This window comes from Ekhidna sp., from assembly GCF_965212185.1.
Classification (GTDB): domain Bacteria; phylum Bacteroidota; class Bacteroidia; order Cytophagales; family Cyclobacteriaceae; genus Ekhidna.
In genome coordinates this window covers 3,345,499-3,369,375 of record NZ_OZ243102.1, presented here as the reverse complement: position 1 = coordinate 3,369,375, position 23,877 = coordinate 3,345,499, and the positions used below count along the sequence as shown (strand labels likewise).

The window sequence follows — 23,877 nt, the reverse complement described above, 5'->3', positions numbered from 1 at the left end:
TAGTTTTTGCGTTGAAACGTAAATTTAGCGAATGGGTAGTCTCTCAGGAAATATCAGGAAGTTTCCATTTGAACTTAACAGCCATGATTCGAAAGGAAGCAATAAATAGAACTGTTGTCAAAATATTCCACCCTTGCTCTAACCCAAGTTTTTGTAGGATTACATATAAAATGCCACCGCATAGGCAGGTTAAAGCATAGATTTCTTTTCTGAAAATCAATGGGATTTCGTTACACACAATATCTCGAATCACACCGCCAAAAACAGCAGATACCATGCCCATCATTATGGCAATGATGGGATGAACACCTAATGTCAGTGCTTTCTGTAAGCCTAATACGGTAAATACAGCGATCCCCACGGTATCGAACATGAAGAATGTTCGCCTTAGTTTTAACACGACCTTACCAAAAAGTAAGGAGATTAAAATACCGGAACCAATCATGGTTAGGTACATCAAATCATCCATCCATCCAACTGGGGTACTTCCAAGTAGTACATCTCTTACAGTGCCACCCCCAATGGCAGTAATGAGACCAACAGCAGCTATTCCAAAAAAATCGAGCTTTTTGTCCCTACCGGCAAGTGCACCGGAGATGGCAAATACCATGGTGCCAACAATGTCTATAAAGTATAAAATAGTCACGGGACGAAAGTACAAAAAAAGCGATCCAATTATGGATCGCTTTTAATACAAGAGGATTGATTTACTAGTCTATTGTGGTGTTAGATCCACTGTGAAAGATCCCGAAATATTTTTATCGGCTGCAACTCCATCTTCATCTTCCATTACAGCATCAATCGTAAAAGTGTAAGTACTTCCTGTCACTGAGACTGTCACAGTTCCTGATTTTTCAACATAGAACTCGTCTCCATCAAGATCGTCATCGTCATCTACAAGATCTCTCCACATATAAATCCAAGGAATATTGTCAGAGTCACCAATTGTATAAGTGCCTGGAGACCATGCGCTTGTGCCTAAAGTATAAAGATCAATTTCGAGAACGTAATCAAATCCTGTTAGACTTCCATCACTGGCAAAGTCACCATCGGTAAAAATGAAGAAGTAGTTGTAGTGAGTGTTTGAATTTGTTTCATTTGGATCGGAAGCCCCTTCATCATATAAACGAGCATTCTCAATGACGAAAGAATTACCTCCGAAAGTGAAATCACCTGATGTTCCTCCACCTTCATCAACATCATTTATGTTAACCGTTATAATCGCCTGATTACCGTCTTCACCATCTGAAACTCCAACGACTATCTCGATCACTTGAATCGTTTCATAATCGAGAGCTGCAGAATTATTTACTGTAAGCTGTCCAGTTGACTCATTAATTGCAAACGCGTCATCCGTATTCCCACCCTCGATAAAGTAACTAATCGGATCACCATCTTCATCAGAAGCAGCCACGGTACCGACCAATGTTTCATTTACTGTATTTTCATCTACTGAGAAGCTTTGATCAGATATTGATGGCGGATTATTTTCGTTTCCAGTAACTGGAGTGAGATCCACGCTAAATGTTCCTGAAATATTTTTATCCTCTAACACACCATCTTCATCCTCCATCACAGCATCAATTGTAAATGTGTAAGTGTTTCCTGTTACTGAGACTGTCACGGATCCTGATTTTTCAACATAGAACTCGTCTCCATCAAGGTCATCATCATCATCAACTAGATCTCTCCACATGTAAATCCAAGGTATGTTATCGGAATTACCGACTGTGTAAGTTCCAGGTGACCATGAACTTGTTCCAAGAGTATATAGATCTAACTCTAAAACCCAATCAAAGCCTTGAACACCTCCGTCACTCGTAAATTCACCATCTGTAAAAATGAAAAAGTAATTGTAATGCGTGTTCTCATTTATTTCATTGGGGTCTGATGGCCCTTCATCGATCAAGCGAGCATTTTCTATAACGTACCCTTCCTCATCAAACACAAAAGAACTAGCCGTCGGAGGAGGATCTGAACCTTCTGTTACATTAATAGTGACATCACCAGATGCTGAATCATCTCCATCGCTTACTTCAACACTTAAGGTATACTCTGATTGTGCATCAAAATCTAATGCGGCAGCTATGGTTATTTCTCCATCCGCTGATATTGAGAATGCATTGCCATCATTCCCACTTGTAATGGTAAACGATAGATCATCACCGTCTGAATCGTTGGCGACTACTGTGCCTACCACATCATCAATTTCGGCTTCTTCACTTACGGAAAATGATTGGTTGTTTATAGTGGGAGCGGTGTTCTCCGGTTCCGGATCTGTTCCAAAATCACAGGCACCCAAAATAAGAATGGACACTGAGACAAATATTAGATTTTTCAATACATAATTTTTCATGATACTAGTTTTAGTGGATATTTGGATTTATAAATGAAGACAGATAAACATCCTTAATCAATACCTATCAGGAGGTAATTTGATGTCGTCTCATCTATTTTCATTTGGTTTTTTTCTTATTTAGTTCTTCTATTTTCATGAATACTCGCCCCCACTCTACCTGTGTCTTAATTCGCAATTTTTGACGGATACTTTTGCGGTAGCCATCATAAGTTGCCAGACTGATACCCATTTGAGTGCTTACTTCACTTCTGCTTTTTCCTTTCGCTAATTCGGAAAGTACTTCCAGTTCTCGTTTAGAAAGCGCTTCTATTGGGTAATGAGGGATGGCATTCATGTACCCTAAGTAGGGGAATCGAATTGGGGGAATCAAATATGTGACGTGAATGACTGGTTTGTGGTCATGAAATTATTGATGGCTAATTGGAGCCATTGAGAAATTCGGCAACAGCATTTTTGTAGCTCCTTGAAATCGGAACCTCTCGACCGGAATTCATTATTAGCTTGTCAGCATATTTGATCTTAATGTGATGGGCATTTACAATGAATGAGCGATGAGTTTGTAGAAAAACATCCGATGGCAATAATTCATTAAGTGCATGGATTGAAATTCTTATGAATTTGTTAGATGCTTGATCAAATGCATGAAGATGACAATGATGATCCTGAGCTTTTATGAATTCAATTTCCTTCGGAATAAAGGGCCTAATTAGAGCATCAAGATGACTGGATTGAAACTCACCTGAGAATGATTTCGAAGTTTTCTTGATTTGGACAGAAGCAATGAGGGCAATACCAAATCCCAAAAGTTCTGCACCTAGACCTACTGATAGTGGATCTATTGAAGTTGGGTTTACAAAACCATAACTCATGAATAGGAAAACAATCGCACCGACAAATGCGAAAAATGAAGAGATAAAAAATGTTAGTACTCTGAACCGATCAGCTTTATAGCTTTTGACTGCAGCCCAAATAATTAGACTAATCGAACTAATCATACATAGAATGAGAATGTTAAGTATGAGTATGCCATGATTCCTTGTCCATGAAACATCATAATAAACCACACAAATCATCATTATCAATCCAATGGCAATTGCTTTTAGTATAAATGATATTTTGGGAAATCGTTCATTAATTCTTAGGAATGATCTAAAGAAAAATATGCCTACAATAGAGTTGCACCATGCAACAGTGGGTCGGAAAAAATCATTGGCTTGAGGTAAATCAGTGAGCAAATGTTGAGCAGCATATCCGTAGTTGCCAAATATGAACAAGCCACTGAAAAAAGCATAAAGTGCAAAAAGCGCAAAAGAGATGTCTTTCAATATCAAATAAATGACAACTGAAGAAATAATGAATGCAATGATGAGCCCAAAGAAAATCCATTGTAGAGTTATTCTTTTTTGATCATGCTGTTTGAAAATATTTTTTTCCCAAAGCAGTAGGGGCATATTCAATGAGCTGCCTGTTTTGTTAACTCTGAGTAAATAAGTGTTTGCTGATAGACTTAGATCTAGTGGGAAGGCAAAATTTCTCGTTTTAATGGGTCTTGAATTAAATGGATAATGATCCCCAATTTCAAATAGTTTATTGATGATGCCATTTCGCCAGTTAAATACTTCGATCGAGTCAATATGTGCATTGGCAATCTCAAGTAGAACTTCATTCTTAGTTTTAGTCTCTAGATTTATTAAGATCCAGTAATTGTTATATGAGTACCCCGGGGTGATCGAATTAAAGTCATTGTATTCATCGTGTTGTGTAAGCAATTTAAAAGCTCTTTCAGCTGTAATTGTTGAATCAACAGCTATCATCCTTGCTTCATCGTTAAGGATTTTTTTTTGATTGATATAATTTTCTAAAGCTATTTTCTGCCCTTTGGTGCATGTGAGTATGCAAATGCAAAATCCGATGAATAGAAAAAATCTATGCATCCGCATAGCTTTGAGAAACTGTGAATGTTTGTCCGTTTTCCAGTCTTAATTCTTCGTCGTTTATGGTTTCAATGAAATTCCGATTGACCAAAGTAGAGCGACTTATTTGCCAAAAATCTTCCTCAGGCAGTTTATTACTTAGCTGTTTGAGACTGATACGATCTACCTCTGGAGTGGTCTTGCCATGAACATAGAATTCACAATACTTTCCGTTTACTTGAATCCATTGAATTTTATTAAGTGGAAGAACTGCTTTGCTTATAAGTACTATAAAATTTTCCTTCGAATCAGTGGTGTTTTTTTCTGCTTCTAAATAATGAGCGGTCATGGATAGAATACTCTTTACTTGTATATAAAGCAATGTTATAAGTATGAATAAACCATGTATTTTGTATTCATTTAGCTTCCATTGGGTCCAATAAAAATAAATGACAGTAACTGCAACCACCGAGATACATGCATGAATCAAATGGATTTTTTTGGTTGTAATTGCCCAGGCTAAAGTGGCAATGAGTAGAGCGAAAAGCCCAAACCCAAGCAATAAATAAGCAATGATATTCACTTTTTAACAGGAAGTGATTTTGGTGAAACTTTCAGAAGTTAAATAAAATTTTGATAAGACTGAAGATGTGGAGGCCGATAGGATCTGAAGTTTTATCTTTGATTTGCCCTTGAAATGAACTTTATGTTTCGCTTCAATCCTTCAAACTTCGTCCGCTTAATCGCTGATTTCTTAAATACTTCTTTGGTTAGCTTCTGCCAATTTTGCGTTGACCATTCTTTCCACCTTGCAGATTGAAAGCTGATTCATCATACAGTTTTTGTGAAACTATTTCTTGTAGAGATCAGAAAAAACATCCTCTAAAATCTTCAACATTCATTCTTAAGGTGTGGGTGACCTATATGAGTTCTAGTTTTTGAAAGCACCACCACATTTAGTGCATTGAACGTGATAAACGCACAATTCATCTAATAACTTAATTAAGGATTTTTTTTCGGTTAGCTTGGAATCAAAATAAACCTAAGAAACTTATGTTGAAAGAATTTAAAGCATTTATTATGAAAGGCAACATCCTGGATTTGGCTGTTGCAGTAATAGTGGGAGCAGCCTTCAAGACTGTTGTCAGCTCCTTTGTAAAAGACATGCTCATGCCACCGATAGGTATGGCACTTGGGGGAGTAGACTTTTCTGATTTGAGATTTACCATTCAAGAAGCATCAGAAGGAGTGGAAGCCGTAACTATTAATTATGGTGCTTTTACACAGACGATCGTTGATTTTGTAATCATTGCATTTGTGATATTTATGGTGGTTAAAGCTTATAACTCGATGCAAAAAAAGAAGGAAGAAACTCCTGCTGCTCCACCTGCCCCATCTAATGAAGAGGTTTTACTCGGCGAAATCAGAGACCTTCTAAAGAAATAGTCAACATATATATAGGGGTCAATTTGTGGCTTGCATATAGGCAAGCCACTTTTTTATAATAGCAGGTCTTCGGTTTAATGAGGCATTTTAAGAATGATTAGTTTTTGTTCATTGATTCTTTATTATCGGTAGAAATGAACATTATGTTCCTTTTCAATCCATCAAATTTCGTCCGTTTGACAGCAGATTTCTTAAATACGTTTTGAAAGACTTCTTTGGTCATTTCCTGCCAATCCTGTTTCGAAAATTCTTCCCAGCCTTGTGGCTTGAAGGCGGGTTCATTATGCGGTTTTGAGAATCGATTCCAGGGGCACACATCCTGACAGATATCGCAACCAAAGGCCCATCCTTCCATGTTGTTTTTGAATTCCGATGGAATTTCATCTTTCAATTCAATGGTCAAATACGAAATGCAACGACTTCCATCCACTACATAAGGTTCGGGTATGGCATCAGTAGGGCAGGCATCCTGGCAGGCGGTGCAGGTGCCGCAGTAATCTTTCATCGGGCCATCAGGCTCTAGCTCCAAATCAATAATCAGTTCGGCAAGAAAGAAGAAGCTCCCCATCTCGCGGTTAAGAAGCAATGTGTTTTTACCAACCCATCCAATTCCACTTTTTGCAGCCCAGGCTCGCTCATGAACTGGCGCGGAATCTACAAACACTCGTCCATCGACTTCACCAATCTCCTCCTGGATTCTGGTCATAAACGTCTTCATTTTATCCTTGATTACAAAGTGATAATCCTTACCGTAGGCGTACTTTGCAACCTTTGGTGTGTCACCTGATTGAAGGATTTTTTCCGGGTAATAGTTATAAACGAGTGAAATAACAGATTTTGCACCGGGAACAAGTTTGGTTGGATCAAGTCTCTTCTCAAAGTGATTTTCGAGATATCCCATTTTACCCTGATATCCCCGATTCAGCCACTTTTCAAGTTTTGGTGCTTCTTCTTCCAGAAATTCAGCTTTTGAGATTCCGCAAAACGAAAAGCCTAATTCGGATGCTGTGCTTTTGATGAATTCTTTTTGGTTTATGGAGCTCACCCAACAAAGGTAATATGCAAAAAATGACCCTTTGAGGGGTTTTTAATTAATAATGCAAGAATTAAAAGTAGGTATGCAGGATTTGAAAATTGAAACCCCTGAAGTTTGTATCCTAATTAAGAAAGAGATAAACAAAAAATATTATGAATCGAGTGTATAACAAAATCAAAGCGGCAGAGATTACATTAGGCGAAAGTAATGATTGGATTGCTACAGCAGCAGTTTTAGCTTATTACGCAACTGTTACTTTCGGATTACATATCCTCATTCAGTCCATTTAAGATACTAGGTAGTAGTTTGGATAGGGTTCTTTGCCCTAAACAATTAGAATGAGGGTTCTGATTGTTGAAATCCAGTGATCGTGGTGATAGGCAAGGCTAGCCTTGCGATTATGTCCCAACGGTGGTACGTTGGGACTTTTTTATTTATCCAATAATGGTTTTTGACCTACGTACTTTTCGTATTGCTTTTTGAAATTGGTAACATTTGTCATCCCAATAGATTTAGCAGCGTCTGAAAGTGTTCCCACTTTTTGCAAGCTTATTAACTGTTCTGCAAACTGAAATCTAATTTTTTTTATGAATTCCAAAGGGGTGAGGTTTAGTGCGTCCTTTATCACTTTAAAAAGCTTTCTCTGACTCACAGCAATTTCATCTGCAAGATTTTGAATGCCAAGTAAGGGGTTATCAATATTTTTAATCACCAAAGATTCTAATTGACGAATCATTTCTTTTCTTGTTGCTTCCGGATCCAATACCGAGAACGTATTCAGAAGGCTATTTTCAACATTTTTCCCCTCAATCAATCTTTTGACTCTTGCTCGGAGCTCTTTAGAATCAAATGGCTTGGGAAGGATGAATTCAACTCCTTTATCCAGAGCCTTATGCAATTGCTCTTTGTCAGCCCGACTAGAAATTATGAGACAGGGGATGTCCTTATACTTTGTTTGTTGAATTTCCTCAATCAGTTCGAAACCATCCATAATTGGCATGGACAGGTCAGTAATAATAAGATCTATTGATCTTTCCTTTAACTTATTAATTGCTTCAACACCATTTGGCGCTTCAAAAATTCGGTAATCTTTTTTGAGAAGCTCTGAGATTAGAAGCCGGATATCCGGATTATCATCAACGATTAAAATTGAATTCATGTCCGTATCATTCGGAATAGTTTCCGCAGAAGGTGTGGTCGGTTTCTGAAATGTGATCTGATCACTAATCCAACGTCCTACAGCTTCTTCTTCATTAATAGCTTCAGAAGTTTCTAAAGGGATACTGATCGTGAAAACAGCTCCATTACTCTCTCGATTTTCTGCTTTAATGGTACCACCGTGTAGTGTCACGATTTCTTTTGCTATCGCAAGTCCAATTCCAAGGCCCTCCCTTTTGCTATTTAATTGATCGCTTGTGTAATATCGCTTGAACATTTGCTCAATCATAGATGGATCGATACCAGGGCCTTCATCCTTTACAAGTATGTAGAGATTATCTTGATCCTTATTACACTCAATCTCAATGGTAGTGTTCGGTTTTGCAAAATCTAGCGCATTGGAGACAAGATTATAAATGACTTTTTCAAAGTGCCAGGTATCAAGAATAAATTTATCAGAATCACTTAAAGATGTTTTCATTTCGAGGAAAACTTCTTTCGATTCAGCAGAGGGCTTAAATAGCGTAATAAACTCTGAAACAAATTCATTGATTGCGCAATGAGAGCGATTCAATTTTAATAAGCCCTCATCCAGTCTTATTAACTCTCGAATTTCATTCGATAGATTATTAAGGGTATTACCAAATCTTTGAATGGCTTTGAGTTTATCAATGGTATCCAATGGTAAGATATCCTCATGCTCTACAAGGAGCATGTCCGTTAATCCTAAAATGATAGCAATTGGATTTTTTAGATCATGTGATACATTAGCAAAAAACGTAGACTTGGCGTTATCAAGCTCTGATAGCTTTTCATAATTCGACCTTATAAGCCTTTCTGCTTCAGCTAACTTAAGAACATTCTTGATTCTAGACTGAAATTCAAGTGAATTGAAGGGCTTGGATAGAAAATCATGAACTCCAGCCTTGAACGAATCAGATAAATTTTCCGGCTTTTTCATAACAGCCGATATCATTATGATCGGAATTTTGGTTGTTGACTCTTCTGACTTAATTGCCTCAACCAATTCATACCCATCCATTATTGGCATTTCCCAGTCAGTAAGAATAAGATCCGGCATGTGTTTTTTTGCCAATTCTAAACCAATCTTACCATTAGGAGCAGTAATGGCGTTTTTGTGTAATCCAAGTTCTTTCAACTCGTCAATTACCAGTTTTAAATTTTCTGGCTTATCCTCAACTATGAGAATTTTAGGTTGATTACTTTGATTGATATTCATGCTTAGAAGATAAGAATTCAGCTAGTTTTTCCTTAAATAATGTAATACCTTCCTGATCATACCTGGTAATAATACCCATTACTTGATCGCACACCTGTTTGGTTCCTGTGCCTTTATTTACCAGTTCATCCAATACTTCGGACCATTGTCCAGCTTCATAAATTTCTAATTTTAATAACTCTTGACACTTAGTTTGCCATAAATCATAGTCTTCTGTTCTAAATGGAAAAGAAATCTCACCTGCAAAGGTGGTAGACTGTATTTTAGAATCCTTTTTAATGACAGGTATGGAAAAAGAAAACTCACTTCCCTCACCTAGCTTTGAATTCACTTCCAATTTTTGATTATGAGCTTTCATAACCAATTTACAAAATGATAAGCCTAAACCAGTTGAGGTAGCTGCTCCTAATGATTTTGGTTTGTTTTGCTGAAACTTCTCAAAAATTCGATCTAAATCCTCTGATGGTATACCCTCGCCGTAATCTTTTATGCTAATTATAATATTGCCAGATTGTACGCTATTGTAAATCTCTATTTTGGAATTGTAACTAGAGTATTTGATAGCATTGGATATTAAATTATTCAAAACTCTTCTTATTAGCTGCTGATCCGCTTCCACTAAATATTCATCTGCCATGCAGTTAATCAATTGGATCCCATTTTCTTCTGCAACTGGTTCCATTTCCTTTAAAGCGGCATTGATAGTCTTGCCTATAAAAAAATGGCTTTTGTTAAGTTTAATCTTGGAGTCCTCAAACTTCAGTATGTCGAGCATATTCTCGATAAGGCGCAACATTTGACGACCAGATTGATTCACATGTTTAATGTCTAACTTCTTGCCAACGCTCGATCTGCTCAAAATAGATACTAACGGGTTTTTAAGATCATGCGCAACCATACTTACAAGTCCCTCTTTGAACCGCTCAAGTTCACTTTGTTTGTCGATAGCGGTTTGAAGATCTTTATTTTTCTGCGAAATTGTCTGTGTTCGTTCTTTCACAATAAGTTGAAGCGCCAATCTCTGACGCTTAAGCCTGATCAATCTAATTTTATAAAAAGTTATGAAGCCCGTAATCAACATAATTCCACAAATCAGTTTAAATGTGGTGGTTTGATACCATGGCGGTATTACCAATATACCCAAAGAGACAGGATTTGGATTCCAAACTCCATCGCTATTTGTTGAACGCACTTTGACTATGTGGTCTCCAGCCTCAAGAGACACCAGTTCTAAAGTACGGTCCTGGGCCAAAGGAAACCACTCGTCATCTCCATCAAATTGATATGAATATCTTATTTTTTTAGTGAGCGAAGGATTAATTGCCGCTGTTTGAACAACCAGCCGTTTTCCATATGGAATGTCAATCTCAGCTGAGATGTTTAAATTCTTATTTCCTATCTGTAGTGATGTAATTGCAAGCTTGGGAAAGGAAATACTTTTTTTTACACTATCCGGATGGAAGTAGGTAAGTCCCTGTTTTCCTCCAAAATAAAAATTACCATGGCTGTCTTTGGTAAATGCGGCTAAATTATAATCATCACTACCCAACCCATCTGAGATTGTATAGTTAATAAACTTGTCTTCTTTTGGAAAAAAATGGGTAAGCCCATTGTTGGTATTAATCCAATAGGTATTCGCAGACGTTTTAAGCATTCCTATGGTGGTATTGTTGGGCAAACCATCTTCTATTGTATAGTGTGTAAACTCACCCGTATTTTGGTTCATTTTATTAAGCCCTCCACCTAGTGTGGTTAGCCAGAAATAATCTTCATCCTTTTCTTCAAAAATGAAAAGTACCTTGTGATCGTTGAGACTATGAGGGTTTTTCGGATCAGGGATAAAGCGATCAAAATCGCCTAATTTAGGATCATATCTATTCAATCCACCGCCATAAGTACTAATCCATATATAACCGTTCTTGTCTTCGTGAAAAGCTGTAATGTGATCATCGGACAATGAATTGAAATTGTTAGGATCATGTCTTAAATGGTAGAAATTGTCTTTCTCCGGTTGGTAAATATTTATTCCTTCCCCATACGTACCTATCCAAATGCTACCCTTCGAATCCTCAAATACAACTTCAACAGTATTCATACTTAAGCTTGAAGAATCTTTCGGATTGTGCTTGTATCTTTTAAAACGGTTTAATTTTTCATCATAAACATTCAATCCTCCGCCCCAAGTCCCAATCCAAAGTCTACCTTTTGAATCTTCAAATAAAAATCGGATCCAGTCGTGGCTAATAGATTCAGGATCAGTGGGATCATGTTTGAAGTGTTTGAATCTTGATGGAAAATTCTCTTGCAGGAGATTTAAGCCTCCCCCATATGTACCAACCCATAGCCTTCCTCTACTATCGTGAAGTAAACTATAGACATTATTATGGGATAAGGAATAGGGGTTTGATGGGTTATTTTCAATAATATAAAACGGTGTTTCTACGACCTTATCAAAGCCTTTTTGATAGTATCCCAGGTAAATCACATTGTTTGAACCGACGTGAATGCTACTTATATCATTGTCAGCAATCGTGCGTCTTATTCCAGGCATATATTTATAATGATAGTAATTTTTATTCTTCTTGTCATAGATAGTCAACCCGTTAGTAGCACTACCAATCCAAATTCTATTTCTATGATCTGAAGCAATGGCTTGTATTCTGTCTCCGGCATAATGACCCTTAAACAGTGATGAAGCTTTACTTATTGTTTTGTTATTTATTGACTGATAAAAGAGTCCCTTCTGGTCTGTTCCGATCCATAAGTTACTATCATTATCAAGGTGTAGCGATTTAATAAATCCAGCCTTTAACCCTCCACTTTTTAAATGGCTGATGACTTTTTTGGATGATTTGATAAACTCGTATAGCCCTTGTTTTTCGGTACCAATCCAAATGGAGCTATTGGATTCTTCAATACACGTAATTTTTGATTTTGGAATCTCTGAAATTCCAGAAAAAGTATAATCGATAGTATTGAAATAATAAAGCCCATTTCCCTCCGTTCCTACAATTAAATTATTTCCATCTGTTTTTAAAATGGCCTTGATAGCCAGACTCGTTGATTTATTTACAGGTTTAAAACTCTTAAAAACACCTGTTTTCCTGTCATAAAGGTTTAGTCCATTTTTTGTTCCAATCCACAAATTATTCTGATGGTCTTCAACAAATGTCCAGATGACATCATCGGATATGGTTGTAGAATCACCAAACTTGTTAACATAAGATTCAAATTCATAGCCATCAAAACGATTAATACCTCCAAAATTACCAATCCATAGCATGTCTTCACTATCCTGAAAGATAGCGTTGGTACTGCTTTGATTTAATCCGTCAGTTTTTGAGTAGTTTTCAAAAATAAAACTTGGGGGTGTACGGGAACTTTGACTAAAAGCGAGTCTGGTTGTAAGTAGTGTGCAAACAATGATTAAAAACAGCCCTATATTATTTCTGCTAGTCAAAATCAGATTAAATCAGTAAGAATTGTTACCATTCAACAAATTACAACTAAAATAATGCGGAAATAGAAAGTATTTAGGCGAAATCGATAAGTATGGCTTTCTGATCTTTAACCTAAAGAATTAGAAAACTATGCATAGCACGAGCGAACAGTACATGGGTAAGATATTGATAGTAGCACTTTACGCTATTGTTTTAATTCTTTCTACGTTTATTTAGTTGCAATTTTTAGTCTTTAATGAACCCAAATAGTTGGAGCAATCGTAACTGTTCCACCTGCAATCTTGGCATTTGTATGCGCTCCTGGCTCATGTTTATGACCCGGATCACATTCGTCGGCAAAATCTTGAGATTTATGATGGATGAATAGAATGGTACCTAAAATATCAGACTCATCTTGAGTGCCAACACTCCATAAATCAGTTTGGAGTTCAAACTCTCCGTTCCCCTCTTCATCCACCTGGATATTTCCAACATCGCCAGCAAAAGGTTTTAACCAAAGTCTTCCCATACTTTCTGCCTCACAAAAAGCGACAAACTTCCCTTGATTCCAATGTCTTCCGGGCTCTTCTAGCGTGCCCATATGAAGATGCATTGCATGGGCTGTGTTGGGTTCCATACCATTTACTCTCAGTTCAAAGGTCGTTATTCCGTCTTGATAGGCGAATGTTGCAAAGCCCATTTGCTCTCCTGATTCATAGGTTTCACCGTCTGGAGAATCTACCCAAAAAATAGTGGCATTAGCTAAAACCAAGGGTCCAGGCTCTGGTGTTGGATCATCACTTGTGCAACTAATAAATGTCAGGATTAGAATCAGCAGAATGCTCGATAATTTCATTTGAAAATCTTTTATGATTAACAATCCACAAAAATTAAACCACTAAAACAACGAACCAGTTTGCGAGGGCGGTAAAATATCTAAGTGTTTATAAGCTAGTTCGGTAGCTTCTCGGCCTCTAGAAGTGCGTTTGATGTATCCTTCCTGGATTAAAAACGGTTCGTAAACTTCTTCAATGGTTTCAGCCTCTTCACCACAAGCTGTGGCAATGGTACTCAGTCCAACAGGTCCACCATTGAATTTGTTGATGATAGTAGATAGAATTCGGTTATCCATCTCATCCAAACCATGATCATCAACATCCAAGGCTTTTAACGCTACTTTGGAAATTTCCAAGGTGATGGCCCCATCACCTTTAATTTGTGCAAAATCCCTGGTTCTTCTTAAAAGGTTATTTGCAATCCTTGGGGTACCCCTACTTCGACGAGCAATTTCGAATGCTGCTTCTTCATCGATAATGGACTTCAAAATATCTGCAGATCTGCCAACAATTTTGGTTAGTAGTTTAGAATCGTAATATTCCAGGCGTGCGTTGATACCAAACCGTGCACGAAGCGGAGAAGTCAATAAACCCGATCGGGTAGTAGCACCAATCAGCGTAAAAGGATTTAATTCAATTTGTACTGAGCGTGCATTTGGACCAGAATCGAGCATGATATCAATTCGATAATCCTCCATGGCAGAATAGAGGTATTCCTCAACCACTGGATTCAATCGATGAATTTCATCAATGAATAACACATCATGGGGTTCCAGATTGGTCAGAAGGCCTGCGAGCTCACTTGCTTTATCTAATACAGGTCCAGAGGTGACTTTAATATTTGATTCTAATTCATTGGCAATAATGAATGAAAGAGTGGTCTTCCCAAGTCCGGGAGGCCCATGAAGTAAAACATGATCTAACGGCTCTGTGCGTTGCTTTGCTGCTTCAACAAAAATTTTCAGATTTTCAACTACTTTTTTCTGTCCAGTAAAATCAGAGAATGAGAGCGGGCGTAATGCCTTTTCAATTTCTTTTTCTGAGGATTCCATTCCATCCCCATCCGCCTGTAGATAGTCTTCTCGCATCAGCCTCAAATATAAACCACAATGCGGTTGAAGCCTGATTGATTTAGTTTTACAGTCAAGATAAATGCTATGAATAAAAAGCGATTAATTCTTTTTGGAATTGGGCTAGCCGTTACCTTTTTGATTGTTTCCTATTTACGAAAGGATTCTCCCGGTCTTTACCATATTCAAGGGCAAACGATGGGTACAATTATCTACAATGTGAAATATATAGATAGTGAGGTTCAGGGGTTGGATCAAATGATTTCACAGGAATTGGTAGATTTCAATCAGTCTCTATCCACTTACATTCCGGATTCTGAAATATCAAGACTGAACAACACCAGTACTTTCAGTTTTGAGTCTGAGTTTTTTTATCCTGTGTTGAAGGTGAGTCAGGAAATATTTAAAAATACTAACGGTGCATTCGATCCAAGCATTGGTCCATTAGTACAAGCATGGGGTTTTGGCCCAGACAAAAAGATACCAAATCCAGATTCATTGACAATCGACTCATTGAAAAGTATCATTGGTTTTGAAAACGTCCTGTTTGATGAGACGTCAATCACAATTCCTTCAAATTTCCAAATTGATTTTAGTGCCATTGCTAAAGGGTATGCTGTAGATGTTGTAGCAGACTTGCTTGAGGAGCAAGGCCTTACAAATTACATGGTAGAGATAGGCGGGGAGGTCCGTTGCAGGGGTGTCAACAACGAGGGTAAGCCTTGGGCTCTTGGGATCGAAGACCCAACAGTAAACAGTTCAGAACAACGATTAATGGCCATTGTGAGATTAAAAAATTTGTCCTTAGCTACCTCAGGAAATTATAGAAACTACTACAAAAAGAATGGGAAAATCTATGCTCATATCATAGACCCAAGAACTGGCTATACAGCTAACCATAATTTATTGAGCGCATCCGTTTTCGCTCCTGATTGCATGACTGCCGATGCATATGCTACTGCCTTTATGGTACTAGGTCTGGAATACTCCAAGCAGATCATTAAAGCACAAAATTTGGACGCATTTCTGATTTATAGATCAGAAAATGGAATGGAAAGTTTTGTTTCCGAAGGGATTCGCCCATTTTTGGAAATGAATAAAGTAGGAGGGAATTAATCGGACGCACTTGCGGTTAACTTTTGCTGACCTGATCGGAAATGACATTAACCATAATTATTCTTATTGGCTGTACGTTGCTTGGAGGATTCAGTATCAACTTAATTCCGGGAGCAAAACAAAATCTTAGGTTACCTCTGATTTTTGCCGGATCATACCTTTTTGCAATAACAATCATTCATATCATCCCTGAACTGTTTTCTGTTAGTACAAATCCATCGACAGTGGGTTTATACGTACTCATAGGATTTTTCATGCAGCAGTTTTTGGAATATTTCTCATCTGGAGTAGAGCATGGCCATGTGCATACGCATCATGCCGTTTCTATTAGTGGAAGGTTTTCAATAATAACTGCTCTGATTATTCATAGCTTATTAGAAGGGACGTTACTCACACATGATTCTCCATTTCACGAAAAGCATGAGTCTTATTCCTTGCTTCTTGGAATAGTGCTGCATAAAATGCCAGCTGCATTTGCATTGATGGCTACCATGCAAGGGTTGGGTAAAAAAGCTATTTACTTACTTGTAATATTCAGCCTAGCCTCACCTGCAGGTTTATTGTTGAGTGACATTATACTCATGTCAGAAGATACCTTGCTAATTGTCTTTGCCGTTGTTTGCGGAAGTTTTCTTCATATCTCCACAACTATTTTTGTAGAGGCTAGTCCCGAGCATCACTTTGGCTTAAATAAGATTCTAATCAGTTTAGCTGGTGCATTGCTTGCTATTTTGGTGGAATTTATGATTTGATACCCTGTTCTGTGAAGGAGAGTAGGACTAATTTTTCTACCTTTCTATATGCGATTGTTTTTTTTGCTATTCATTTCAATTCTTCCTGTCACCACCCAAAGCTGGGGATTTTTTGCCCACCGGAAGATCAATCGATTGGCGGTATTTACCCTCCCACCGGAGATGATGGTTTTCTATAAACAAAACATCCAATATGTTACCGAAAAAGCTGTGAATCCGGATATGAGACGGTATGCTGTAAAAGAGGAAGCAGCTAGACATTATATTGATACTGACGTTTATGGGGATTCTGCGATATATAAAATGCCTCGGTATTGGGATGAAGCTGTTGAAAAATATACGGAGGATACGCTGCAAGCATATGGGATTGTGCCTTATCATATCAATAGGATGTCTTATTGGCTGATCAAGGCGTTTCAGGAGAAAAATGCGGATCAAATATTAAGACTCTCCTCTGATATGGGACATTATGTAGCAGATGCCAATGTTCCGCTTCATACCACAGAAAACTACAACGGCCAATTCACAGGTCAATATGGTATCCATGGTTTTTGGGAGTCCAGGCTCCCTGAATTATTTGCTGAGAATTATGATCTATTGACTGGCAAAGCTGAATATGTAGAAAATCTTCAGCTCTACGCATGGGACGCAGTGGTCAAAGCACATGAGGCACTTGATTCTGTTTTGCTTTTTGAGAAGCAACTGACTAAACGATACCCGGAATCAAAGAAGTATGGGTATGAGGAGCGTGGCAATACCACTATCAGGACTTACTCTTACAATTTTTCGGACGATTATCATCGGAGGTTGAATGGTATGGTGGAGCGAAGAATGCGAAATTCAATTAAAATGGTAGGAGATTTTTGGTTCAGTTGCTGGGTAAAAGCAGGTCAGCCCGACCTTTCAGATTTACTGTTAGATGTGGAGTTTCAAGATTCAACATTTGTAGTTGACCCAAACATGAAGCTTCGTAATCATGAGGCGGGTACAGGGAAGTAGAGTTTGGTGCTTAAATCAGAATATTGAGCAGATCTTCTTTGTGGTTCAAGTATTCACCAAAAAACTTCCGTTCTTTCATTCTGCTTATTAAAGGATCAAGATTACTTTTTTCCTTGAGTTCAATTCCTACCACAGCCGATCCTGTCTCCCGGGAATTCTTTTTGGTATACTCAAAGTGCGTGATGTCATCGGAAGGCCCCAGGATTTCTGCTACAAATTCTTTCAGTGCTCCGGCTCTTTGAGGAAAACGAACGACAAAGTAGTGTTTCAACCCCTTATAAAGCAGCGCTCGTTCTTTGATCTCTTCTGTTCGTGTGATGTCGTTGTTGCTTCCACTTACAATACAAACCACATTCTTGCCAGTAATTTCATCTGACAATTGATCCAGTGCTGAAAGCGCAAGAGCTCCTGCAGGCTCCACAACGATCGCGTCTCGATTATACAATGAAAGGATCGTTTCACAGACCTTTCCCTCAGGCACTGTCACCATCTCATCAATCACTTTCTTGCAGATGTCGAAATTGAGATCGCCCACTTTTTGTACTGCCGCTCCGTCTACAAATTTCTCAATGGAATCAAGTGACACGTTTTTTCCTTCTTTCAGGGAGGTGGTCATTGAGGGGGCCCCAGCAGGCTCTACACCAATTATCCGGGTATTTGGAGAAAGGGTTTTAAAAACACTTCCTACCCCGGCAGCCAGTCCTCCACCTCCCACCGGGATGATCAGATAATCGATTGGTTTATTTGTCTGCTCAAGTAGTTCCAACGCTACAGTAGCCTGCCCTTCTATGATTTCAGGATCATCAAACGGATGGATAAAAGTGGCTCCATTGGTTTGAGCAAAAATCAGCGCATGAGCCTTGGCATCATCAAAAGTGTCTCCTTCCAATCGCACGTCCACGAATTCCTTACCAAACATTTTTACCTGCGTAATTTTTTGACGAGGGGTTGTGGCCGGCATATAAATCACTCCTTTGCATTCCATTATGGCGCAAGAATGAGCGACTCCCTGCGCATGGTTCCCTGCGCTTGCACAAACGACCCCTATTTGAAGTTCTGAATCGGAGAGTGACTTCATTTTGTTGAGTGCACCCCTGATTTTGTATGATCGAACCAACTGGAGATCTTCCCGCTTCATTTGGATGTGTGCTCCAAAAACGGAGGAAAGATGGAGGTTGGGCATCAAAGGAGTGAAGCTCACCACCTCCCGAATGGAAGATGCTGCTTCTCTCACTTTTTCAACCGATGGATGGTAACGCTGACTTACTTGCATACCTAGCTATTTTCCGGACGCAGGCTTCTAACCGCAGCGCCTGCTTGCCACATTTCAGATTTTCGTAATTCATCAAGCTCGTTTTCAAGCCCCTTCCGGTAATCCGATTTTTCATTTGCTTCAATGGTGATGCGAGCCTCGTTGGCGCTGGCCACACTGTCATAGAGGTCTTCAAAAACCGGAGATACGGCATCTCTGAATTTTTTCCACCAATCCAGCGCTCCTCTTTGAGCCGTGGTAGAGCAGTTTGCATACATCCAATCCATGCCATTTTCTGCTACCAATGGGTAAAGTGACTGGGTTGCCTCTTCCACCGTTTCATTGAAAGCCTCAGAAGGAGAGTGGCCTTTCTTTCGAAGGAGGTCATACTGCGCTGCAAAGAGTCCCTGGATTGCTCCCATGAGGCTACCCCGCTCGCCGGTAAGGTCACTGTATACCTCTTTTTTAAAGTCTGTCTCAAAAAGGTAGCCGGACCCCACGCCAATACCCAGTGCGATCACACGATCTCTTGCTTTTCCTGTGGCATCCTGATGGATGGCAAACGAGGAATTCAGTCCTTTACCAGCCACAAACAACCTTCTGAGCGAGGTTCCCGAGCCTTTAGGAGCTACGAGGATTACATCCACGTCTGCAGGAGGTATAATCCCTGTTTGATCGTGATAGGTAACTCCAAATCCGTGTGAGAAGTAGAGTGCTTTCCCGGGCGACAGGTGTTTTTTAACTGTAGGCCACTGGGCAATCTGTCCGGCATCAGAAAGCAGGTATTGAATGATGGTACCTTTCTCACATGCTTCTTCGATCTCAAAAAGATCCTTTCCTTCTACAAATCCATCTGAAACAGCTTTGTCCCACGAGCTGCCTCCTTTCCGCTGACCAACAATGACATTGAATCCATTGTCCTTCAGATTCAATGCCTGACCCGGACCTTGGACACCATATCCGATCACCGCGATGGTTTCATCCGTGAGTGTTTCTTGTGCCTTACTAAGTGAAAATTCTTCTCTGGTTACGACTTCTTCTATCGTTCCTCCAAAATCAATTTTTGCCATTTTAATTACGTTTATTTCTGTTAATACTTTATTTCAGTTTCGATATTCTAAAATTCTTTGATGCTGAGATTTCGGGATTTCGCTGTTTCAAGCTCATGGATAAATGCCTCAGTCTTTCTTTTTGATTTAGATAAGGCGACCCTTCCGGACCTCACAAATTCCAAAATCCCGTGTGGTTCGAGTGCCTCATACAATTGATGAGTATCTTCCTGTGTTCCTGTTTTCTCAAGCACAATCTGATCATCTTCAATCGCGAGTATTTTCGCTCCATATTTTCTTAGCAATTGTTCAATTGAAGCATTCTCCCTGAAAGAATCTAGTGAAAGTTTGTAGAGTGCGATCTCCTGATAGTAAATCTCATTTTTGTCATAAATGAATGCACCCAGCACGTCAATCAGTTTTCTGATTTGCCTTACAACTTTGTCCAGCGCAGATTTTTCACCATGAACCACAAGTGTGTACCTGCTTACACCTGGTATTTCAGTTGTGGATACATTCAAGCTTTGGATGTTTATTTTCCTTCGATTGAAGATGATCGTAAGCTTGTTTAGCAAGCCGGGTTTGTCTTCAGTCAATACCGATATCGTATAATCTTCCGTACTCATCACTCTAATCGTATTTTAGAAACACAGCTCCCCGTAGGAACCATTGGAAATACATTTTCTTCTTTTTCTACTACCACTTCCAGCAGGCTAGGTCCCGAAGTTCCCAGCCAATTGTCAAAGGCCTGTTCAAGTTCTTTCCTATCGACCACTTTTTGGGCTGGGATATTGTAGGCCTCTGACAGCTTGATGAAATCAGGGTTTTCCATCTTGGTGAATGAATACCTTTTGTCAAAAAAGAGCTGCTGCCACTGCCGTACCATTCCCAAAAACTCATTATTAAGAATCATAATCTTCACTGGGATTTGATACTCCATGATGAGTGCCATTTCCTGCAGGGTCATCTGGAATCCACCATCCCCAATGATGGCAATCACTTCACGATCCGGCGCACCTATTTTCGCCCCGATAGCAGCAGGCAGACAGAAACCCATGGTTCCTAAGCCTCCGGAAGTGATATGGCTTCTTTCCTGATCAAATTGGTAGTACCTGCTGGTCATCATCTGATGCTGACCCACATCAGTCAAGACCATGGATTTGCCATTGGTCTTATCAGAAAGTTTACTGATAACCTCCGCCATAGTCATTTTATCTGTCGAGGGAGCAATTGCCTTTGCAACTACTTTTTCCTCTTCAATTTTTTCGCAGGCTTTAAATTCAGCAAGCCATTCTGAATGATCCGCTTGTTTTACCAGGGGGAGCAATGCCTCAAGTGCTTCTTTCGCATCTGCGTTAATGGCTACATCTGTCTTTACATTCTTGTCTATCTCTGCCTCATCCAGCTCAATGTGAATCACCTTTGAGTTTTTGGCGTAGGTCTCCAGGTCTCCTGTCACCCGGTCATCGAAACGCATGCCCACGGCAATGAGGACATCACATTCATTGGTCTTGAGATTGGGTCCATAGTTACCGTGCATACCAGTGTATCCTACGTACAAAGGATGTTTAGTTGATAATGCAGAAAGCCCCAGCAGTGTGGAGGCAGCTGGTATGTGTCCTTTTTCAATGAAATTCTTAAGTTCTTTTTCAGCACCGGATAGTGTCACACCTTGCCCAAAAATCAAGAATGGTTTTTTTGCTTCGTTGATTAATGCAGCAGCTTTTCCAATAGCTTCATGATTCAACTTTGGATAAGGAGCATAGCTCCTAATGTGCGCACACTTTTCATAGGAATATTCGAAAAGTTCTTGTTGAGCATCTTTTGTGATGTCGATCACAACAGGGCCCGGTCTTCCTTGCTGAGCAATGTAAAAAGCACGAGCAAGTGCCGCTGGAATTTCATCTGCTTTAGTTACCTGAAAATTCCATTTGGTCACCGGCATAGAGATGCCAATTACATCGGTTTCCTGAAATGCGTCACTGCCTAAAAGGTGACTGGCTACCTGACCGGTAATGCACACGAGAGGAGTAGAGTCAATCTGCGCATCGGCGAGACCGGTAATGAGATTGGTAGCTCCCGGACCTGAGGTAGCAAAGCAAACCCCGGTTTTTCCGGAAGCTCTGGCATATCCTTGTGCGGCATGAATAGCTCCCTGCTCATGCCTTGCCATGTAGTGTTTGATTTGGTCATCATAACCAAAAAGTGAATCATAGATTGGCATGATAGCGCCACCCGGATATCCAAAGATGGTATCAACTCCTTCAGCTAACAAGCACTTTAGTACTGCCTCAGATCCAAGGATCGTTTCAGTCTCTTTCGATTTTACTGCAAATTCTAATGTCGAAGTTTCCATACTCCATTATTTATCGTTGAACCATTCATTCATCTGTTGTGCAACCTTCCGAGGCTGTATTCACTGATTTGATATATTTCTTGAGCACACCTTTTATGGCCTTATAGGTAGGTTGAGTCCAGGCGGCCTTACGTTTTGCAAGCACTTCATCCGTCAGCTTTACACTTATCGTATTATTCTTAGCATCAATGGCGATGATGTCCCCGTCTTCAATTAGAGCCAGCGGACCTCCTTCCTGAGCTTCCGGGGTGATGTGGCCCACGACAAACCCATGAGATCCGCCTGAGAACCTGCCGTCGGTTATCAATGCCACATCTTTTCCCAATCCCGCACCCATCACTGCTCCGGTTGGTTTTAGCATTTCCGGCATGCCGGGACCACCTTTAGGGCCGGAGTATCGAATGACAATGACTTCTCCCGGCTTGACTTCTTTGCCGATTCCTTCAATAGCAGCAAACTCATCATCATAGCATCTGGCAGGACCTTCAAAGTATTCCCCTTCTTTGCCAGTGATCTTTGCGACAGCCCCTTCGGGAGCCAGGTTCCCTTTCAGGATTTGAAGATGTCCGGATTTTTTTATTGGACTGCTGAAATCATGAATGATGGTTTGATTTGGTTTTAATTCACCAAAGCCTTCGAGATTTTCAGCAATGGTCTTACCTGTTACTGTGAGACAGTCACCATTTAAATAGCCTGCTTTCAGCATCATCTTCATTACACCCGGAATGCCACCTACATCATGCAGATCCTCCATCAGGTATTCCCCACTAGGCTTGAGATCAGCCAGAAAAGGAGTGGAATCCGATATCCTTTGAAAATCATCTATGCTTAGAGGAACGTCAACGGATTTTGCCATGGCGATCATATGCAACACAGCATTGGTAGAGCCACCTAGCACCATGATCAGACGGAGGGCGTTATCAAATGCCTCCCTGGTCATGATATCAGAAGGTCGGATGTCTTCTTTTAGCAAGTGTTTGATGGCAAGTCCTACTTGATACGTTTCTCGGTTTTTATCGTCACTTACGGCAGGATTTGAGGAGGAGGTAGGCAGGCTCATCCCCAGAGCTTCGATAGCAGAAGACATGGTATTAGCGGTATACATGCCCCCACAAGCTCCCGGACCTGGAATTGCATTTTTTATGATGCCATTATAGTCCTCATCGGAAATTTTTTTTCCAAGCCTTTGACCGTAAGCCTCGAAAGCAGAGACAATATTCAGCTTTTTCCCCTTCCACTTCCCGGGTTTCACCGTCCCACCATACACCATCAGTCCCGGTCTGTTTAGTCTACCCAATGCCATGATAGAGCCCGGCATGTTTTTATCACAACCAACTACGGGCACAACCGCATCATAAAACTGTGCATTGGCTACCGTTTCAATGGAATCAGCAATAATGTCTCGAGACACCAATGAATACTTCATACCTACAGTTCCGTTGGACATTCCATCACTCACTCCGATGGTATGAAAAATCAGACCCAATAGGTCGGTTTCATTTACACTTTTCTTGACTTGATGAGCCAGAATGTTTAAGTGCATATTGCAAGGGTTGCCCTCAAATCCGGTACTGACAATACCCACCTGTCCTTTTTTAAGATCCTTTTCAGAAAGGCCCAAAGCGTATAGCTGTGCCTGGGAGCCCGGCTGGGATGGATCCTGTGTAATCGTTTTACTGTATTTATTTAATTCTGACATTATTCCGTTTTGACATAAAAAAACCCTTCTCAGATGCTGAGAAGGGTTCTTGAATATTTTATATATCAATAGTCTCCTCAGCGCATATCGTAAATGATAATGACGTTAAGAATAGAGACGATATTGACTATGGTGTTTTGCACGTTCGGTTTTTCT

20 protein-coding genes are annotated in these 23,877 nt (G+C 39.8%); 5 read left to right on the top strand and 15 right to left on the bottom strand.

The annotated features are described in order from the left end of the window. Positions 1-43: 43 nt before the first annotated feature. From ACOMC3_RS14715 to ACOMC3_RS14695, 5 genes are all read right to left on the bottom strand, one after another. On the bottom strand, positions 44-646 hold the full coding sequence (locus tag ACOMC3_RS14715) for a trimeric intracellular cation channel family protein (protein ID WP_420316642.1): 603 nt from the start codon (positions 644-646) through the stop codon (positions 44-46). Between the two features lie 69 nt (positions 647-715). Then, a complete protein-coding gene (locus tag ACOMC3_RS14710) occupies positions 716-2,356 on the bottom strand; it encodes a cadherin repeat domain-containing protein (RefSeq protein ID WP_420316641.1) in 1,641 nt (546 codons plus the stop codon). Between the two features lie 100 nt (positions 2,357-2,456). After that, positions 2,457-2,693 carry a response regulator transcription factor gene (locus ACOMC3_RS14705; protein WP_420316640.1) on the bottom strand — a complete coding sequence of 79 codons (237 nt, stop codon included), beginning with the start codon at positions 2,691-2,693 and terminating at the stop codon, positions 2,457-2,459. Positions 2,694-2,775: 82 nt separating this feature from the next. Next, positions 2,776-4,293: a 7TM-DISM domain-containing protein gene (locus ACOMC3_RS14700; protein WP_420316639.1), complete on the bottom strand. Its 1,518-nt coding sequence runs from the start codon at positions 4,291-4,293 to the stop codon at positions 2,776-2,778. Next, on the bottom strand, positions 4,286-4,855 hold the full coding sequence (locus tag ACOMC3_RS14695; RefSeq protein ID WP_420316638.1) for a LytR/AlgR family response regulator transcription factor: 570 nt from the start codon (positions 4,853-4,855) through the stop codon (positions 4,286-4,288). The genes ACOMC3_RS14700 and ACOMC3_RS14695 overlap by 8 nt, the downstream gene beginning before the upstream one ends. Positions 4,856-5,325: 470 nt before the next feature. On the opposite strand from ACOMC3_RS14695, the gene mscL reads away from it, so the two are divergent. Beyond that, on the top strand, positions 5,326-5,718 hold the full coding sequence (mscL, locus tag ACOMC3_RS14690; RefSeq protein ID WP_420316637.1) for a large-conductance mechanosensitive channel protein MscL: 393 nt from the start codon (positions 5,326-5,328) through the stop codon (positions 5,716-5,718). A 97-nt stretch (positions 5,719-5,815) separates the two neighbouring features. Here the strand turns inward: mscL and queG are convergent, their stop codons facing one another. Further along, entirely contained in the window at positions 5,816-6,763 is a 948-nt protein-coding gene (gene queG, locus ACOMC3_RS14685) for a tRNA epoxyqueuosine(34) reductase QueG (RefSeq protein WP_420316636.1), read from the bottom strand. 143 nt (positions 6,764-6,906) lie between these two features. On the opposite strand from queG, the gene ACOMC3_RS14680 reads away from it, so the two are divergent. Further along, on the top strand, positions 6,907-7,044 hold the full coding sequence (locus tag ACOMC3_RS14680; RefSeq protein WP_420316635.1) for a hypothetical protein: 138 nt from the start codon (positions 6,907-6,909) through the stop codon (positions 7,042-7,044). Positions 7,045-7,184: 140 nt separating this feature from the next. On the opposite strand, the gene ACOMC3_RS14675 is transcribed toward ACOMC3_RS14680, so the two are convergent. The 4 genes from ACOMC3_RS14675 to ruvB form a co-directional block, all read right to left on the bottom strand. After that, a complete protein-coding gene (locus ACOMC3_RS14675; protein ID WP_420316634.1) occupies positions 7,185-9,152 on the bottom strand; it encodes a response regulator in 1,968 nt (655 codons plus the stop codon). Continuing rightward, on the bottom strand, positions 9,133-12,612 hold the full coding sequence (locus ACOMC3_RS14670) for a ligand-binding sensor domain-containing protein (RefSeq protein WP_420316633.1): 3,480 nt from the start codon (positions 12,610-12,612) through the stop codon (positions 9,133-9,135). Before ACOMC3_RS14670 ends, ACOMC3_RS14675 begins: the two co-directional genes overlap by 20 nt. A 233-nt stretch (positions 12,613-12,845) precedes the next feature. Further along, a complete protein-coding gene (locus ACOMC3_RS14665) occupies positions 12,846-13,448 on the bottom strand; it encodes a superoxide dismutase family protein (protein WP_420316632.1) in 603 nt (200 codons plus the stop codon). Positions 13,449-13,490: 42 nt separating this feature from the next. After that, positions 13,491-14,516: a Holliday junction branch migration DNA helicase RuvB gene (gene ruvB / locus ACOMC3_RS14660; RefSeq protein ID WP_420316631.1), complete on the bottom strand. Its 1,026-nt coding sequence runs from the start codon at positions 14,514-14,516 to the stop codon at positions 13,491-13,493. 69 nt (positions 14,517-14,585) lie between these two features. On the opposite strand from ruvB, the gene ACOMC3_RS14655 reads away from it, so the two are divergent. The 3 genes from ACOMC3_RS14655 to ACOMC3_RS14645 are packed head-to-tail and all read left to right on the top strand — an operon-like array spanning position 14,586 to position 17,365. Continuing rightward, entirely contained in the window at positions 14,586-15,614 is a 1,029-nt protein-coding gene (locus tag ACOMC3_RS14655; protein WP_420316630.1) for an FAD:protein FMN transferase, read from the top strand. Positions 15,615-15,655: 41 nt separating this feature from the next. Further along, positions 15,656-16,366, top strand: a complete 711-nt coding sequence (locus ACOMC3_RS14650) for a zinc permease (RefSeq protein ID WP_420316629.1) — start codon at positions 15,656-15,658, stop codon at positions 16,364-16,366. Positions 16,367-16,414: 48 nt separating this feature from the next. Beyond that, the gene (locus tag ACOMC3_RS14645; protein ID WP_420316628.1) at positions 16,415-17,365 is read left to right on the top strand and encodes a zinc dependent phospholipase C family protein; all 951 of its coding nucleotides are present in this window, start codon (positions 16,415-16,417) and stop codon (positions 17,363-17,365) included. A 10-nt stretch (positions 17,366-17,375) separates the two neighbouring features. Here ACOMC3_RS14645 and ilvA read toward each other — a convergent pair whose 3' ends face one another. From ilvA to ilvD, 5 genes are read right to left on the bottom strand one after another with little or no spacing between them, the layout of a single operon-like run. Continuing rightward, on the bottom strand, positions 17,376-18,638 hold the full coding sequence (ilvA, locus tag ACOMC3_RS14640) for a threonine ammonia-lyase (protein WP_420316627.1): 1,263 nt from the start codon (positions 18,636-18,638) through the stop codon (positions 17,376-17,378). 2 nt (positions 18,639-18,640) lie between these two features. Then, positions 18,641-19,687: a ketol-acid reductoisomerase gene (gene ilvC, locus ACOMC3_RS14635; protein WP_420316626.1), complete on the bottom strand. Its 1,047-nt coding sequence runs from the start codon at positions 19,685-19,687 to the stop codon at positions 18,641-18,643. Between the two features lie 47 nt (positions 19,688-19,734). Beyond that, positions 19,735-20,292, bottom strand: a complete 558-nt coding sequence (gene ilvN, locus ACOMC3_RS14630) for an acetolactate synthase small subunit (RefSeq protein ID WP_350206418.1) — start codon at positions 20,290-20,292, stop codon at positions 19,735-19,737. Beyond that, on the bottom strand, positions 20,292-22,022 hold the full coding sequence (gene ilvB, locus ACOMC3_RS14625) for a biosynthetic-type acetolactate synthase large subunit (RefSeq protein WP_420316625.1): 1,731 nt from the start codon (positions 22,020-22,022) through the stop codon (positions 20,292-20,294). The genes ilvN and ilvB overlap by 1 nt, the downstream gene beginning before the upstream one ends. 25 nt (positions 22,023-22,047) lie before the next feature. Continuing rightward, positions 22,048-23,721: a dihydroxy-acid dehydratase gene (gene ilvD / locus ACOMC3_RS14620; RefSeq protein ID WP_420316624.1), complete on the bottom strand. Its 1,674-nt coding sequence runs from the start codon at positions 23,719-23,721 to the stop codon at positions 22,048-22,050. Between the last annotated feature and the right edge of the window lie 156 nt (positions 23,722-23,877).

Coding starts and splice junctions, on each gene's coding strand:
- ACOMC3_RS14710 (WP_420316641.1), bottom strand. CDS start 2,356: ATGAAAAATTATGTATTGAAAAATCTAATATTTGTCTCAGTGTCCATT.
- ACOMC3_RS14705 (WP_420316640.1), bottom strand. CDS start 2,693: ATGAATGCCATCCCTCATTACCCAATAGAAGCGCTTTCTAAACGAGAA.
- ACOMC3_RS14700 (WP_420316639.1), bottom strand. CDS start 4,293: ATGCATAGATTTTTTCTATTCATCGGATTTTGCATTTGCATACTCACA.
- mscL (WP_420316637.1), top strand. CDS start 5,326: ATGTTGAAAGAATTTAAAGCATTTATTATGAAAGGCAACATCCTGGAT.
- ACOMC3_RS14680 (WP_420316635.1), top strand. CDS start 6,907: ATGAATCGAGTGTATAACAAAATCAAAGCGGCAGAGATTACATTAGGC.
- ACOMC3_RS14675 (WP_420316634.1), bottom strand. CDS start 9,152: ATGAATATCAATCAAAGTAATCAACCTAAAATTCTCATAGTTGAGGAT.
- ACOMC3_RS14665 (WP_420316632.1), bottom strand. CDS start 13,448: ATGAAATTATCGAGCATTCTGCTGATTCTAATCCTGACATTTATTAGT.
- ruvB (WP_420316631.1), bottom strand. CDS start 14,516: ATGCGAGAAGACTATCTACAGGCGGATGGGGATGGAATGGAATCCTCA.
- ACOMC3_RS14655 (WP_420316630.1), top strand. CDS start 14,586: ATGAATAAAAAGCGATTAATTCTTTTTGGAATTGGGCTAGCCGTTACC.
- ACOMC3_RS14650 (WP_420316629.1), top strand. CDS start 15,656: ATGACATTAACCATAATTATTCTTATTGGCTGTACGTTGCTTGGAGGA.
- ACOMC3_RS14645 (WP_420316628.1), top strand. CDS start 16,415: ATGCGATTGTTTTTTTTGCTATTCATTTCAATTCTTCCTGTCACCACC.
- ilvA (WP_420316627.1), bottom strand. CDS start 18,638: ATGCAAGTAAGTCAGCGTTACCATCCATCGGTTGAAAAAGTGAGAGAA.
- ilvC (WP_420316626.1), bottom strand. CDS start 19,687: ATGGCAAAAATTGATTTTGGAGGAACGATAGAAGAAGTCGTAACCAGA.
- ilvN (WP_350206418.1), bottom strand. CDS start 20,292: ATGAGTACGGAAGATTATACGATATCGGTATTGACTGAAGACAAACCC.
- ilvB (WP_420316625.1), bottom strand. CDS start 22,022: ATGGAAACTTCGACATTAGAATTTGCAGTAAAATCGAAAGAGACTGAA.
- ilvD (WP_420316624.1), bottom strand. CDS start 23,721: ATGTCAGAATTAAATAAATACAGTAAAACGATTACACAGGATCCATCC.